Origin of the sequence: Agromyces marinus (genome assembly GCF_021442325.1) — a bacterium.
GTDB lineage: Bacteria > Actinomycetota > Actinomycetes > Actinomycetales > Microbacteriaceae > Agromyces > Agromyces marinus.
On the sequence record NZ_CP087879.1, the window covers coordinates 210,251 to 224,754 of the forward strand.

14 protein-coding genes are annotated in these 14,504 nt (G+C 73.4%); 10 read left to right on the forward strand and 4 right to left on the reverse strand.

The features are described 5' to 3' along the window. Positions 1–8 precede the first annotated feature (8 nt). Together DSM26151_RS01035 and DSM26151_RS01040 are read left to right on the forward strand one after the other, a co-directional pair. Positions 9–1,430 (forward strand): APC family permease, encoded by a 1,422-nt coding sequence (locus DSM26151_RS01035; protein WP_234660583.1) that lies wholly within the window; start codon positions 9–11, stop codon positions 1,428–1,430. Between the two features lie 44 nt (positions 1,431–1,474). Then, positions 1,475–2,299, forward strand: a complete 825-nt coding sequence (locus DSM26151_RS01040) for an LLM class F420-dependent oxidoreductase (protein WP_234660584.1) — start codon at positions 1,475–1,477, stop codon at positions 2,297–2,299. An 82-nt stretch (positions 2,300–2,381) separates the two neighbouring features. Here the strand turns inward: DSM26151_RS01040 and DSM26151_RS01045 are convergent, their stop codons facing one another. Further along, the gene (locus DSM26151_RS01045; protein ID WP_234660585.1) at positions 2,382–3,236 is read right to left on the reverse strand and encodes a hypothetical protein; all 855 of its coding nucleotides are present in this window, start codon (positions 3,234–3,236) and stop codon (positions 2,382–2,384) included. 827 nt (positions 3,237–4,063) lie between these two features. On the opposite strand from DSM26151_RS01045, the gene ddaH reads away from it, so the two are divergent. From ddaH to DSM26151_RS01060, 3 genes are all read left to right on the forward strand, one after another. Then, a complete protein-coding gene (ddaH, locus tag DSM26151_RS01050; protein WP_350227337.1) occupies positions 4,064–4,957 on the forward strand; it encodes a dimethylargininase in 894 nt (297 codons plus the stop codon). A gap of 78 nt (positions 4,958–5,035) precedes the next feature. After that, positions 5,036–6,580, forward strand: coding sequence for a peptide MFS transporter (locus DSM26151_RS01055; RefSeq protein ID WP_286329633.1), 1,545 nt, complete (start codon positions 5,036–5,038; stop codon positions 6,578–6,580). Between the two features lie 45 nt (positions 6,581–6,625). Continuing rightward, on the forward strand, positions 6,626–7,432 hold the full coding sequence (locus DSM26151_RS01060) for a polyprenol monophosphomannose synthase (RefSeq protein WP_234660586.1): 807 nt from the start codon (positions 6,626–6,628) through the stop codon (positions 7,430–7,432). Here the strand turns inward: DSM26151_RS01060 and DSM26151_RS01065 are convergent. Further along, positions 7,387–8,631 carry an ROK family transcriptional regulator gene (locus DSM26151_RS01065; RefSeq protein ID WP_234660587.1) on the reverse strand — a complete coding sequence of 415 codons (1,245 nt, stop codon included), beginning with the start codon at positions 8,629–8,631 and terminating at the stop codon, positions 7,387–7,389. The two genes, DSM26151_RS01060 and DSM26151_RS01065, sit on opposite strands and share 46 nt — an antisense overlap. Positions 8,632–8,860: 229 nt before the next feature. Here DSM26151_RS01065 and DSM26151_RS01070 point away from each other — a divergent pair, with 229 nt between their 5' ends. The 5 genes from DSM26151_RS01070 to DSM26151_RS01090 are packed head-to-tail and all read left to right on the forward strand — an operon-like array spanning position 8,861 to position 12,849. Next, the gene (locus DSM26151_RS01070; protein WP_234660588.1) at positions 8,861–9,652 is read left to right on the forward strand and encodes an MTAP family purine nucleoside phosphorylase; all 792 of its coding nucleotides are present in this window, start codon (positions 8,861–8,863) and stop codon (positions 9,650–9,652) included. After that, positions 9,649–10,707, forward strand: a complete 1,059-nt coding sequence (locus DSM26151_RS01075; RefSeq protein ID WP_234660589.1) for an NAD-dependent epimerase/dehydratase family protein — start codon at positions 9,649–9,651, stop codon at positions 10,705–10,707. Before DSM26151_RS01070 ends, DSM26151_RS01075 begins: the two co-directional genes overlap by 4 nt. Continuing rightward, a complete protein-coding gene (locus DSM26151_RS01080) occupies positions 10,704–11,390 on the forward strand; it encodes a glycosyltransferase family 2 protein (protein ID WP_234660590.1) in 687 nt (228 codons plus the stop codon). Before DSM26151_RS01075 ends, DSM26151_RS01080 begins: the two co-directional genes overlap by 4 nt. Continuing rightward, positions 11,387–12,049 (forward strand): TIGR04282 family arsenosugar biosynthesis glycosyltransferase, encoded by a 663-nt coding sequence (locus DSM26151_RS01085; RefSeq protein ID WP_234660591.1) that lies wholly within the window; start codon positions 11,387–11,389, stop codon positions 12,047–12,049. Before DSM26151_RS01080 ends, DSM26151_RS01085 begins: the two co-directional genes overlap by 4 nt. After that, a complete protein-coding gene (locus DSM26151_RS01090) occupies positions 12,046–12,849 on the forward strand; it encodes a methyltransferase domain-containing protein (RefSeq protein ID WP_234660592.1) in 804 nt (267 codons plus the stop codon). Before DSM26151_RS01085 ends, DSM26151_RS01090 begins: the two co-directional genes overlap by 4 nt. On the opposite strand, the gene DSM26151_RS01095 is transcribed toward DSM26151_RS01090, so the two are convergent. Next, entirely contained in the window at positions 12,735–13,187 is a 453-nt protein-coding gene (locus DSM26151_RS01095; RefSeq protein ID WP_234660593.1) for a hypothetical protein, read from the reverse strand. The genes DSM26151_RS01090 and DSM26151_RS01095 overlap by 115 nt on opposite strands. Beyond that, on the reverse strand, positions 13,184–14,374 hold the full coding sequence (locus DSM26151_RS01100; protein ID WP_234660594.1) for a molybdopterin-dependent oxidoreductase: 1,191 nt from the start codon (positions 14,372–14,374) through the stop codon (positions 13,184–13,186). The genes DSM26151_RS01095 and DSM26151_RS01100 overlap by 4 nt, the downstream gene beginning before the upstream one ends. Between the last annotated feature and the right edge of the window lie 130 nt (positions 14,375–14,504).

The following is a 14,504-nucleotide window of genomic DNA, read 5'->3' on the forward strand; positions in this document are numbered from 1 at the left end:
GCCCACCGATGTCCCAGCCCACCGTCGCCGGTCCGCCGGCACACGAGACATCCGCCGAAGAGACCTCGCACCTGCGGCGCGTCCTCGGCGTCCCCTCGCTCGTCCTCTTCGGTCTGGTCTACATGGTGCCGCTCACGGTCTTCACGACCTACGGCATCGTCACGCAACTGACCGGCGGACGCGTGCCCTTCGCATACGTCATCACCCTCGTGGCGATGGCGTTCACGGCGCGCTCCTACGCCCGGATGGCCGCCGCCTACCCGTTCGCCGGGTCCGCCTACGTGTACGCGCAGCGCAGCTTCGGCCCAGGCGTCGGCTTCCTCGCCGGCTGGGCGCTCATGCTCGACTACCTGTTCCTGCCGATGATCAACTACCTCGTCATCGGGATCTACCTGAACGCGGCGTTCCCCGCCGTTCCGCAGTGGGTCTTCATCCTCGCGACCATCGCGCTCGTGACCGTGCTCAACGTCGTGGGCATCGTCTCCGTCGCACGTGCGAACTTCGTCATCATCGCCGTGCAGGCGCTCTTCATCGGCACGTTCGTCGTCATGAGCCTCGTCGCCATCGGCGGGGCCGGCGAGGTCGACCCGCTCGCGCCGTTCACCGGCGACGGAACCGTCGACGGCGCGGGCGTGCTCTTCGCCGGGGCCGCGGTGCTGTGCCTGTCCTTCCTCGGCTTCGACGCGGTCTCCACCCTCGCCGAGGAGGCGAAGGACGCGAAGCGCTCGGTGCCGCGCGCGATCATCATCACGACCGTCGCGGCGGGCGTGATCTTCATCGGCCTGTCGTACCTGTCCCAGCTCGTGTACCCCTCCAACGCGTTCGCCGACGTGGACTCCGCCGCGCTCGACGTCATGGGCGCCGCGGGCGGGCAGTTCCTGGCGGCGTTCTTCACGGCCGCGTACATCGCGGGTGCGACGGGCTCGGCGCTCACGTCGCAGGCATCCGTCGCCCGCATCATCTTCGCGATGGGCCGCGACGGCGTGCTCCCGCGCACCGTGTTCGGCCGGCTCTCGGCGCGGTTCCGCACGCCCGTGGTCGCGATCCTCGTCGTCTCCGCGGTGTCGCTGCTCGCGATCGTGATCGACCTGGGCCTGCTCGTCGAGATGATCAGCTTCGGCGCGCTCATCGCCTTCTCGGTCGTGAACCTCACCGTGCTCAAGCACTACTTCATCGACCGACGCGAGCGCTCGGGCGGTGCGATCGTGAACAACCTCGTGCTGCCGCTGATCGGCTTCGGACTGACCGTGTGGCTCTGGACGAGCCTGTCGCAGCGCACGTTCGTCGTCGGCCTGATCTGGTTGGCGCTCGGCGTGGTGCTGCTCGCGGTCGTCACGCGCGGCTTCCGCCGCCCGACCCCGATGCTCGACCTGCGCGAGGACGCCTCGGTCGACGATGCGCCCGACCGCGGGAGCGCGTCGCCGGCCTGATCGCGTGCGGGGGCGCAGCAGCCGCGACTCGTATCGTGGGAGCCATGACCCCGAACACCCCCGCACGCCTCGCCGTGCAGCTGCAGCCCCAGCACGCGACCTACCCGCAGATCCGAGACGCCGTGCTCCGCATGGAGGACCTCGGCGTCGACGTCGTCATGAACTGGGATCACTTCTTCCCGCTCTCGGGCGACCCGGACGGCCTCCACTTCGAGGCGTGGACCATGCTCGGCGCCTGGGCCGAGCAGACCGAGCGGGTCGAGTTCGGCTCGCTCGTGAACTGCAACTCGTACCGCAACGCCGACCTGCAGGCCGACATGGCGCGCACGCTCGACCACATCAGCGCGAAGGGCGGCGACGCCGGCCGCTTCATCTTCGGCACGGGGTCCGGATGGTTCGAGCGCGACTACGACGAGTACGGCTACGAGTTCGGCACGGTCGGCTCGCGCCTGGACGACCTGGCCGAGGCCCTGCCTCGCGTGAAGGCGCGGTGGGCGAAGCTCAACCCGGCGCCGACGCGCGAGATCCCGATCATGATCGGCGGCAAGGGCGAGCGGAAGACGCTGCGCCTGGTCGCGGAGCACGCCGACATCTGGCACTCGTTCGTGCGACCCGACGAACTGGCGCACAAGCTCGAGGTCCTGAAGGGCTGGGGCGAGCGTGTCGGGCGGGATGTCTCGGAGATCACCATCTCGAACGAGCTCCGCCGCGACGGCCTCGACGACGAGTACGCGGACGCCCTGTACGCCGGCGGCGTGCGCCTGTTCACGCTCGGCATCTCAGGTCCCGACTACGACGACACCGCGGTCAGACACTGGCTCGCGTGGCGCGACCGCCGCAACGAGGACGCTGAGGTGCGCGCCGCCTGACGCGCCGGCGGCTCGCGTGGCTCCGGCGGCTCCGGCGGCTCGGCGGCGAAGCGGATGCCGCCGCCGGACGCCGTCGTGAGGGTCACCGGTATCCGGGCAGGATCGCCAGCGATCCGTCGGCGCCGAGACGGACGCCGCGTCCATCCATTCCCAGGACGAGCCCGGCGCCCGGGAACATGCCGTCGTTCGTGCACGTTCCGCCTGCACTCGTCGTGTCGAAGCGCATGGCCAGGCACAGGTCGCCCTCGGCGGTGAGCAGGACGTGGACGGCGGACGACTCGTCCCACGCCACCAGGAGCCGAGGACTGTCGGGCACGATCTCGAGGTGCGAGAAGAGCTCCCGGTCGATATCGAGGTCTGCATCCGTCGGCGCACGATCGAACAGCCGGAACACCTGCGTCCGGCCGACCGGGACGTCGCCGCCGTCCGCGCCGGGCGCGGGCTCGGTCTCGGTCTCGGTCTCGTCGAGGTCGAACGTGATGGAGGAGTCCCGATCGTCGGGCCCGGGCGCCGGCTCCGCCAGGTTCGTCGCAGCCACCCAGCCGGCCGCGAAGCCGATCGCGAGCGCCATCGCGGAGGCGAGGCCCGCGACGCGGAGCACGGTGGCGGCGCGAGCGGATGCCGCCTCGGGCCGGGTCTCGTCGTCGAGCCCGGTCAGGAGCTCGTCGAGGCCTCCCGTCGCCGCCTCCCGCGCCGCGCCCCGCTCGGCGACGGCCACGGCGGCGCCCGATCCGGCGCGCGCCGCGCTGGTGGCGGTGCCCGTGGTGCCCGTGGCGGTGGTGCCGGTGGTGCCGGCGGTGCCGCTCCCGCCGCTGGTGCCGCTCCGGCCGCGGCGCAGGTCCTCGAGTTCCGCGGCCGCACGAGCGCGTTCGATGTCGCCGGTGCCCGCGCCGTACGCGAGGCGCTGCAGGGCGGCGATGCGGTCGGCGTCGGGCATGCGGCTCCTCGTTCGGCCGGCACTCGGCCGGGCTCGGCTCAGGATGTCGCATGCGCGCCACCCACGGCAAGCACCGCGGCCCGCTGCCGGCCGCGCCGTGCCGCCCGACTGCCGCCCGCCGCCGCGCGCTGCGCGCCGCCCCCGCCCCCCGCCCCCGCTCGCGCCGCCGCGCGCGCGCGCCGCCCCCGCCCCCCCCGCCCCCGCTCGCGCCGACCGCGATGCCCCGTGCCCGAGCACCCTTCGCGGCCGCGGTCCGCCGAGTGGGTGCCATGTGCACCGCTTGCCGGGTCCGAGCGGTGCAGATGGCACCCTCTCGTGGGCGTGGGCGTGGGCGTGGGCGTGGGCGTGGGCGTGGGCGTGGGCGTGGGCGTGGGCGTGGGCGCCCGCGGAGCACCCTTCGTCGCCGCGGTCCGCCGAGTGGGTGCCATGTGCACCGCTTGCCGGGTCCGAGCGGTGCAGATGGCACCCTCTCGTGGGGAGTGGGGAGTGGGGAGTGGGGAGTGGGGAGTGGGGAGTGGGGAGTGGGGAGTGGGGAGTGGGGTGCGCGTGAATCGTGCGCGCGGTTGGCGCGGATCGACGGCGGAAACGAGCGGATGCGGCATCCGTCGCCCCTGATGCGTTGCGCGAACGGTGCGAACGCGCACGAATCGTGTGCGCCATGCCGAGAAGCGCCGCGCTCCGAGGATCACACTGGAAGTGGCGTCTCGGCGGCGGTGAGATCCGAACACCGTCGTCGAGGCTCGGAAGAGCGACCTGGTCCGCCGACACCCCACCGGCCGTGTCCGGCGGCGAGCCGCCGCGCCCGGCCTCCAGCACCGAGGAGTGAGATGTCGACCACGACCGAGACCCAGAGCACCGAGACCCAGACCGCGACCGCCGCGACCGCGACCGGCCGCTCGGCACCCGAGCGGACCCCGACGAAGAAGACCGTGCTGATGTGCCGCCCCGATCACTTCACCGTCGTCTACCAGATCAACCCGTGGATGGATCCGGCCAAGCCGACCGACACGGCGCTCGCCGTGGCTCAGTGGCAGACGCTGCACGACACCTACGTCGGCCTCGGCTTCGACGTGCGCCTCATCGACCCCGTCGAGGGCCTGCCCGACATGGTCTACGCCGCGAACGGCGGCACGGTCATCGACGGCATCGCGTACGGCGCGAAGTTCACGCACGAGCAGCGCGCGGCGGAGGGCCCGGCCTACATGGAGTGGTTCGGGGCGAACGGCTTCGACGTGCACGAGCCGGTCGAGACGAACGAGGGCGAGGGGGACTTCCTGCTCGTCGGGGACGTGGTCCTCGCGGGGACCGGATTCCGAAGCGACGCGTCGAGCCATGAGGAACTCGCCCGGGTCATCGGCCGCGAGATCATCACGCTGACCCTCGTCAACCCGAGCTTCTACCACCTCGACACGGCGATCGCCGTGCTCGACTCCCGCCCGGGGCAGGAGCACATCGCGTACCTGCCGAGTGCGTTCGACGGGCCCTCGCTCGAGATCCTGCGCGAGCGCTACCCCGACGCGATCCTCGTCTCCGAGGAGGATGCCGCGGTGCTCGGCCTGAACTCGTTCAGCGACGGCAGGAATGTGGTCATCGCGGCCCGCGCGACGGGGTTCGAGGCGCAACTGGTCGAAGCCGGGTACCGCCCGATCGGCGTCGACCTGTCCGAGCTGCTGCTCGGCGGGGGCGGCGTGAAGTGCTGCACCCTCGAGCTTCGGCGCTGAGTCGCCGAGTCGCCGAGTCGCCGAGTCGCGAGCCGGAGCCCCCGTGCCGCCCGCGCATGCCGGGTGTAGTCTCGCGCCATGCAGCACGATGACCGTCCTGCGGGGGAACACGACGAGTCGGTCGCCGAGGCCGGAGCGACGGCCGGGCTGACCGCGCCCACCATCGAATCCGGTCGCGGCGATGCGCGGCGCGACCACGGGTTCTTCGGGCAACCGCGAGCGCTCGCGCACATCTTCGGCGTCGAGATGTGGGAGCGGTTCAGCTTCTACGGCATGCAGTCCATCCTGCTGCTGTACATGTACTTCTCCGTGTCCGAGGGCGGCCTCGGCATGGAGCAGAGCACCGCGGCCGGCATCGTCGGCGCCTACGGCGGGGCCGTGTACCTGTCGACGATCCTCGGCGCGTGGATCGCCGACCGGATCCTCGGCAGCGAGCGGGTGCTGTTCATCTCGGCGATCGTGATCATGGCGGGCCACATCGCGCTGGCCGTGCTTCCTGGGTTCGTCGGCCTGGGCGTCGGCCTGGTGCTGGTCGCGTTCGGGTCGGGCGGTCTCAAGGCGAACGCGACGAGCGTCGTCGGCACGCTGTACACGCGCGACGACCCGCGACGCGACGCGGGCTTCTCGATCTTCTACCTGGGCATCAACCTCGGTGCCTTCCTCGGGCCGCTGCTCACGGGCCTGCTGCAGTCGACGGTCGGGTTCCACTGGGGGTTCGCGGCTGCGGCGATCGGCATGGCGATCGGACTCGTCCAGTACTCGTTCGGCAGGCGGGGCCTGCCGCCCGAGGCATCCGCCGTACCCAACCCGCTGCCCCGCGACCGGACCGCGCTCGTCATCGGCATCGCGGTGGCCTCGGTGCTGCTCATCGCCGCGCTCGTGCTGACCGGCCTCGTGACCGCGGAGAACCTCGTCACGTGGGTCATCGGCGGCACCGTCGTGGCCGCGGTCGCGTACTTCGTGGTCATCCTCGGCAGCAGGGCCGTCACGAAGGTCGAACGCAGTCGCGTCATCGGCTTCATCCCGCTGTTCATCGCGAGCGTCGCGTTCTGGTCGCTGTACCAGCAGCAGTTCACGGTGCTCACGATCTACTCCGACGAGCAGCTCGACCGGAACCTGTTCGGCTGGGAGATGCCGATCTCGTGGGTGCAGTCGATCAACCCGGTGTTCATCATCATCCTGTCGGGCGTGTTCGCCGCGATCTGGACCAGGATGGGCTCGCGGCAGCCGTCGACGCCGGTGAAGTTCGCGCTCGGCACGATCATCATGGGCGTGGCGTTCCTGCTGTTCCTGCCGTTCGCGGGCGGCGGGCCGAGCTCGACCCCGCTCCTGGCGATGGTCGGCATCCTGTTCGTCTTCACGGTCGCCGAGCTCCTGCTGTCGCCGGTCGGCCTCTCGGTGGCGACGAAGCTCGCGCCCGAGCGGTTCCACACCCAGATGGTCGCGCTGTTCTTCCTCTCGGTGGCCCTGGGCACGGCGATCGCGGGCCGGCTGGCCGAGCTCTACACCTCGGTTCCGGAGGCGGTCTACTTCAGCGTGCTTGGTGGCATCGCGATCGTGCTCGGCGCCGGTCTCGCGCTCGCGACGAAGCCCGTGCTGCGCCTCATGCAGGGCGTGCGCTGACGGCGGCGTCCCGGGCTCGCAGCGTTCGACGGGTACGATGCCCTGATGTCTGCGCGTGATGAGGGGCTTGCGAGCGGTGCGCTCGTGGTGATCCCCACGTACGACGAGCGCGAGAACCTCGGCCCGATCATCGCGCGGGTCCGTGCGGCGCTGCCCGCGGCATCCGTGCTCGTCGTCGATGACGGATCGCCGGACGGGACGGGCGCGCTCGCCGATGAGATCGCGGCGGCGGATGCCGCGGTGCGGGTGCTGCACCGCACCGGCAAGGCCGGGCTCGGCGCCGCCTACCTGGCGGCGTTCGATCGCGCGCTCGCGGACGGGTTCGATCCGGTGATCCAGCTCGACGCCGACGGGTCGCACGCGCCCGAGCAGCTTCCGGCGATGCTCGAAGCCCTCGAGGGGGCGGATGCCTCGGGGTGCACGCCGGACGTCGTCATCGGGTCGCGCTGGGTTGCGGGCGGGTCGATCGTGAACTGGCCGCGGCGGCGCGTCTGGCTGTCGAAGGCGGGCAGTTCGTACTCGCGGTGGATGCTGGGGCTTCCGGTGCGGGATGCGACGGCGGGGTTCCGGGTGTACCGGGCCCGCGCGTTGCGCGCGCTGCACCTGGAGGACGTGCACACGCGCGGGTACGGCTTCCAGGTCGACATGACGTGGCACGCCGTGTCAGCGGGACTGCGCGTCGTGGAGGTCCCTATCACGTTCGTCGAGCGCGAGCGGGGGCGGTCGAAGATGAGCGCGGGCATCGTGCTCGAGGCGATCTCGCGGGTGACGGGCTGGGGGATCGCCCGGCGGGTGCGGGGGATGCGTCAGACGGATGCCGCGAGCACGGCCCGCAGGCGGTCGCGGGCCTGAGCACGCGCGCCGGCGTACCCGTCGGGGTCGCCGGGGCGGGCGGTGGTGAACGCGGGCAGGCCGTCGAGTGCGCCGCCGCCGATGGTGGGCCGGTTGTCGCGGAACGACGCTTCGATGTCGGCGGCGAACGGCCCCCACCAGCCTCCGACGACGACGACGTCGGGGTCGAGCGTGGGGATGACGGCCTGCAGGGTGCGGCCGATCCAGTGCGCGGCATCCAACCACGCCCAGCGGGCGCGGTCCTCAGCGGCGACGATGCGTTCGGCGAGCTCCGCGATCGCCGCCCGGCGGCCGTAGACGTGCGCGAAGTCGTCGAGTTCGGCGCGTGCGAGCACGATCGCGGGTGCGGCGACGGTGGCGAGGCATCCGCGTTGCCCGCACGCGCAGCGCACCCCGTCGGGCACGATCGGCACGTGCCCGAAGGTGCCGGCCAGTCCGTGCGCTCCCTGGTAGGGGATGCCGCGGATCACGATCGACGCGGAGACCTGGGTGTCGCCGGAGAGGTGCAGCAGCACGGAGTCGGGGTGCCCGGCGGCGTCGGTCGCGGCGCGGGCCGTCGCGGCGCTGCGCAGTCCGGCGGGGGCGATGAGGTCGGCTTCGATCCGGGCGAACGGCTGGGATCGCGCGCGGAGCGCGGCGAGCACGTCGATCGGTTCGAGGCCGAGCGCGGCGTCGCCGAGTGCGAGTTCGGGTGCGCCGACAACGGCGCCCTGGACGATGATGGTGGCGTCGGCGAGGGGGCGGCCGTCGCGTTCTGCCTGCTCGATGGCCCGGTCGACGACGAGTGCGAGGGCGTCGAGCGGTGCAGCGGATGCCGGCCGCCGGTCGTCGTCGACGATCGCGACGGGTTCCTCGTAGCGGGCGAGTTCGGTGCCGTCGAGGTCGGCGAGGGTCGCGGTGGCGTCGTCGCCGGCGACGCCCGCGGTGAGCAGCACGCGGTCGGCGGCCGCCAGGCGCAGTGCGCCGTGCCTGGAGTCGGCGGGGTGCCGTTCGCCGAGGACGCCGACCTCGAGCATGCGGGAGACGGTCGCTGCGACGGTCGTGCGGCCGAGTCCGGTGGCGCCGGCGAGTTCGGTCCGGGTGGCGTGGCCGTGGTCGATGAGGTGGTCGATGATCGCCGCGGCGTGGTCGGGTCGTCCGGGCGGACCGGCGACGGGCTCGGCGGGATGGTGGGCGGCGGTGGCGCCGGGCTGCGTCATGCCGCCAGCATCCCGTGTCGCGGCCCTGCTCGAAAAGTGCCCCGTTCGGGGGGCATGCGGTCGTCGGGGTGCCTTCACGCCGCACCGGCGCGACCGCTGCCCCCTTGGGGCGCGCCGCGTCGAGGCGTACCCTCACCCGTACGCCCGCGTCCGCGTTCACGACGTCTGGACAGCGGATCGTAAGGAAGTCATCGTTCGGGGGGACCTGATGGCGGGGCAGGGTTGAGCCATGGAGATGGTGGGGATCGTCGGGGGGACCGGTCTCGGCTCGCTGATCGAGGGCGAGGAGCGCGAGCACGCCACGCCGTACGGGCCGGTGCGCGTCACCCTCGGCCGGTTCGGCGGACGGCCGGTCGCGTTCCTCGCTCGCCACGGAGCCGCGCACACGGTCACGCCGCACCGCATCCCCGCTCGTGCGAACCTCTGGGCGTTCGCCGACCTCGGGGTCCGCGCGATCGTGTCGACCGCGGCGGTGGGCTCGCTCCGCGCCGAGCACGCGCCGGAATCGTGGGCGATTCCCGACCAGCTGCTCGACCGGACGTACGGGCGGGCGGACACGTTCTACGACGGCGACCTCGTGCGGCACCTGCCGTTCGCGGACCCGTTCTGCCCCGTGCTGCGCCGCACGGCGATCTCGGCGGTCCCGGATGCCGCAGCGAGGGCATGCGTCGCCGTGATCCAGGGTCCGAGGTTCTCGACCCGGGCCGAGGCGGACGTGCTCCGAGGAGCGGGCGCCGACCTCGTCAACATGACGCTCTGCCCCGAGGTGGCACTCGCAGCCGAGCTCGGGATGGGTACGGTGACGCTGTGCCTGGTGACCGACACCGACACCGGGCGCGACGAGGGCGACCCGGACGCGGTCACCGCCGACCTCGTGTTCCGGCGACTCGCGGACGCCCGCCCGCGCATGGCCGCGGCGCTCGAACGGATCGTCTCCGCCGTCCCGGCGGGGTATGCGCCGCGCCCCCTCATCGACGACGAGGCGATCGCGCACGTGCTCGCCCGGCCGGTGATGCGATGAGGATCCTCGTCACGGGTGGGGCCGGATTCATCGGCGGCGAGATCGTGCGCGGCGCGCTCGCCCGGGGCGAGGCCGTGCGGGTGCTGGACTCGTGGCGGACCGACGTGCACGCGGCATCCGCAGCCCTGCCCGACGGGGCCGAGGGCCTCCGAGGCGACGTGCGCGACGCGGACGCCCTCGATCGGGCGCTCGAGGGCGTCGATGTCGTCTGCCACCAGGCTGCGAAGGTCGGCCTCGGCGTCGACCTGCAGGACTCGCCCGACTACGCCTCCTCGAACGTGGTCGGCACCGCCGAGCTCATCGCGGCCATGGCCCGCGCCCGGGTCGGCCGCCTGGTGATCGCATCGTCGATGGTCGTGTACGGCGAGGGCGCGTACCGGGATGCCGCGGGAGCCCGCCGTCGCCCGGCGCCGCGCACCGAGGCCGACCTGGCCGCGGGGCGGTTCGACCCGCGCGACCCCGCGTCGGGGCATCCGCTCGTGCCGGACCTCGTCGACGAGGACGACGCGCTCGACCCGCGCAACGTGTACGCCCTCACGAAGCTCGCGCAGGAGCACCTCGCGGGCGCGTGGGCGCGCGCGACCGGCGGGCGGGCCGCGCTGCTGCGGTACCACAACGTCTACGGGCAGCGGATGCCGCGCGACACGCCCTACGCCGGCGTCGCGGCGATCTTCCGCTCGTCGCTCGCCGCGGGCGAGGCTCCGCGCGTGTTCGAGGACGGCGCGCAGCGCCGCGACTTCGTGCACGTGACGGATGTCGCCTCCGCCAACCTCGCGGCCGCCGACCGGCTCGCGGCGCTTCCCGACGGGTCGGCCCGGGCGTACAACATCGGATCCGGTGCCGTCACGACGGTCGGGCAGATCGCCGCGGGGCTCGCGCGCGCGATGCGCGGACCGGACCCGATCGTCACGGGGGAGTACCGGCTCGGCGACGTGCGGCACATCACCGCGTCATCCGCTCGTGCCAGGGCCGAGCTCGCCTGGACGCCGCGGATCCCGCTCGAGACCGGGCTCGCGGAGTTCGCCGCCGCGCAGCCCGCGGGGGCGAACCCGTGAGCGGCGCGCACGCCGCGAGCACGCCGCGGGTCGACCTCGTGCTCCCGTGCCTCGACGAGGAGCGGGCCCTGCCGTGGGTGCTCGAACGGGTCCCCGACGGAGTCCGGGCGATCGTGGTCGACAACGGATCGACCGACCGATCGGCCGAGATCGCACGAGAACTCGGCGCCACGGTCGTCACGGAGTCGCGGCGCGGATTCGGAGCGGCCGCGCACGCGGGGCTCGAGGCTGCGACGGCCCCGTTCGTGGCGTTCTGCGACGCCGACGCGTCGCTCGACCCGGGCGACCTGCCCCGACTGCTGCGACTCGTCGAACGCGGCGAGGCCGACCTGGTGCTCGGCCGGCGCCGCCCGACGGAGCACTCCGCCTGGCCCGCTCATGCACGACTGGCCAACCGCGTGCTCGCGCGACGCATGACGGCCCGCACGGGAACGCCGCTGCACGACCTCGGGCCGTTGCGCGTCGCCGCCACCGAGCGGCTGCGCGCGCTCGGCCTCCGCGACCGTCGCAGCGGGTACCCGCTGGAGATGGTCCTGCGTGCCGCGGCCGACGGATGGCGCATCCGCGAGGTCGACGTCCCGTACCGTCCGCGCGAGGGACGCTCCAAGGTCACGGGCACCCTCCGCGGCACGGTGATCGCGGCCCGCGACATGTCGCGCATCCTCGCCGAGGTGCACGCGTGAGCGCCGTCGCGATCATCGCCAAGCAGTGCCGGCCGGGTCGGGTGAAGACCCGGCTCTCCCCGCCGTTCACGCCCGAACAGGCGGCGGGGCTCGCCGAGGCGGCGCTCGTCGACACGCTCGACACGGTCGCGGCGCTCCCGGTCGAGCGGCGCATCCTCTACTTCGCTGGCGACGCGCCGCCGCGCGCCGCCAGCGGGTTCGAACTCATGGCGCAGCCGGGCGGCGGCCTCGACGAACGGCTGGCGCACCTGTTCGACGTGATCGAAGAGCCGTTGCTGCTCCTCGGCATGGACACGCCGCAGGTGCGCGGCGACGATGTCGCCGCGGTGTTCGAGGGGTTCGGGGCTGCCGTCGGGATCGGGCCTGCCTCCGCCTCGCTGGGGCACGACGCCTGGCTGGGGCCCGCCGCCGACGGCGGCTTCTGGGCGCTCGCGATGGGCGAACCCGACGGCTCGCTCATCCGCGGCGTCCCCATGTCGCGTGCGGACACGGGCCGGCTCCAACTCGCCCGGCTCGAGGCGTCGGGGCGAGCAGTCGGCCTGCTGGGCGAGCTCGCCGACGTCGACACGGCGGCCACGGCGGCATCCGTCGCGCTCGCCGCACCCGACTCGCGATTCGCCCGCCTGCACGCCGAGTTCACCGCGGGGGTGCAGGTATGAGCGTCCCGCCGCTGCGTCGGACCGGCCCGCCCGCAGGGGGGATCGGGCCCTCGGGTCGTGCGGACTTCGGCACGGGCGGCGGCGATCCGTGGCCGCGCCTCCTGCGGCAGGCGGGCCGGCACCTCGGGCCGCTCACGCTCAGGGGTCCCGACGGCACCACGCACGACCTGCCGGCGGACCGGTGGGCGGATGCGGCCGGCGTAGCCGACCACTCGGTGCTCGACCGGGCGGTCGGCCCCGTGCTCGACGTGGGCTGCGGGCCGGGGCGGATGCTGCACGCCGCGGCCGCACGCGCCATCCCCGCCGTCGGGATCGATGTCGTGCCGCACGCCGTCGCCCGGGCGCGCGGCGCCGGCGGGCTCGCCCTGCACCGTTCGGTGTTCGCCCGGCTGCCGCTCGAGGGCCGGTGGCGGAGCGTGCTGCTCATGGACGGCAACATCGGCATCGGCGGCGACCCGTCGGCACTCCTGCACCGGTGCGGGGGCCTGGCCGGCGACGGCGGCACGGTGCTCGTCGAGGTCGAGGCCGACCCCGGTCTCGCGATCATCGGCGACTGCACGGTCGTCGACGGCGCCGGCCGCGAGAGCGCGCCGTTCGCGTGGGCGCGGGTCGGGCGTTCCGCGATCCGCGAGGTCGCGGCCGACGCGGGACTCACGGTCGTCGAGCAGTGGGAGTCGGTGGGGCGTCACTTCGTGCGCATCGCCCGGCCCCTGCGCACGACTTCGGCGCGGGAGCGGACGAGGGCGTTCGCGGCGACGGCCACGACGACCGCCCAGATCACCGCGAGCGCGATTCCGTAGGACCCGACCAGGATCGTCGGATTCGGATTGCCGAGCGTCGACGCGACGAGCGCGGGCACGGTGATCGCGGTGAGCACCGCCCCGACGACGAGCGCCCCCTGCGCGACCGCGACCCCGCGGCGACCGAGCCGATCGCGCACGCGTTCGGCGCCGAGGCCGATCGCGACGACGATCGGCGCGAGCACGCCGTCGTGCAGCAGGATCGCCGCGGCCACCCACACGCCGATCCCGAGCCATCGCGAGGGGGCGATCCCGGTGAGGATGAGCAGCCCGCCGATCCCGAGCAGTGCGAGCCCGCCGGCGATCAGGATGCCGCGTGCCTTCGTCATCCGGGTCATGCGGTCACCTCGATGCGCCGCAGCCACTTCGTCTGCATGACGCCCGGACGCCCGGGCGCGATGAGCCGCGCCGGGAACCCGTGGTCGACGTGGAGGGGGCCGCCGTTGAGCTCGAGTGCGACGAGGGTGAGCGGGTCGCGCGCGTAGTGCGGCGGCATCTCGGTGCGGGCGAACGCGCCGCGCTCCTGCAGGCTCTCGAATCCGACGGGGGCGTTCGGCTCGCCGGCATCCGCTTCGGCGAGCAGGTCGACCAGTCGCACGCCCCGCCACGTCGCCGACTGGCTCCACCCCTCCACGCACGCGATGGGCAGCACGGCCTCGGTCTGCGGCAGTGCGCGCAGCTCGTCGAGCGTGAAGTCGCGCGACCCGGCCGGGCTCGCGACCGTCAGCACCCAGTCGGGCGCGACCGCTGTCTCGGTGACGCCGGCCTGCGCCGCGGTCCGGTTGATCGGCAGGCCCTGCGGGCCGACGCCCATGCGGCGCGGCGCGAGCGCGTTGAACGGGGCCAGTACAGGCACCGACTGTCCGGCCGTCAGCAGCACAGCGGATGCCGCGGCGGTGCCGACCGTGCGGACGAAGCCGCGGCGGGTGACCGTACGGCCCGGGGCATCCGGCCGGTCGCGCGGGTCTCGCCGCCAGACGCGCACGATGACGGGCAGCTTCACCCCGAGGTGGATGGCGAGCGCGCCGATCAGCACCCAGGCGAGTGCGAAGTGCGTGGCGCGGAACGGGAACGGGAAGACGTACCACTGCACGAGGTTCAGCAGGCCGATGGTCACCTCGACGAGTGACACGCCCACGAGCACCGCGATCGACGCGCGTTCGAGCGCGTGCCCGACCGACCGCACCGGCGGCCACGCGAACAGTCGGGGATAGACCGACCACAGCTTCGCGAGCAGCAGCGGCACGGCCGCGGTTCCGGCGATGACGTGCAGACCCTGCGTGACGCGGTACAGACTGACGGGGCGCGCGGGCATGGGCAGCCAGGGCAGCGGGTTCTGCAGCAGGTGGCTGTAGATGCCCGTGGCGAAGCAGATGAGGAACGCGGCGCCGAGCAGGCGGCCGATGACGACGGTGGTGCGGGCGGATTTCACCGGCGGGTCGGATGCCGCGTCGTGCGCCCCGCGCGCGAGCGGTTCGAGCCGTTCGGCGATGCGGGCCGAGGCGCGTTCGGTGAAGCCGGCCATGGGTCCAGTCGACCACCCGAGCGCTCCCGCCGCGAGAGTCGGAGGTTACGGTTCGCGGACGTGCGCCGTCGTCGTTCCGTAAGGTCTCCGGGCCTGTCGGGTGGGGCGCGCGCTCCGTAGGCTCGGGGTC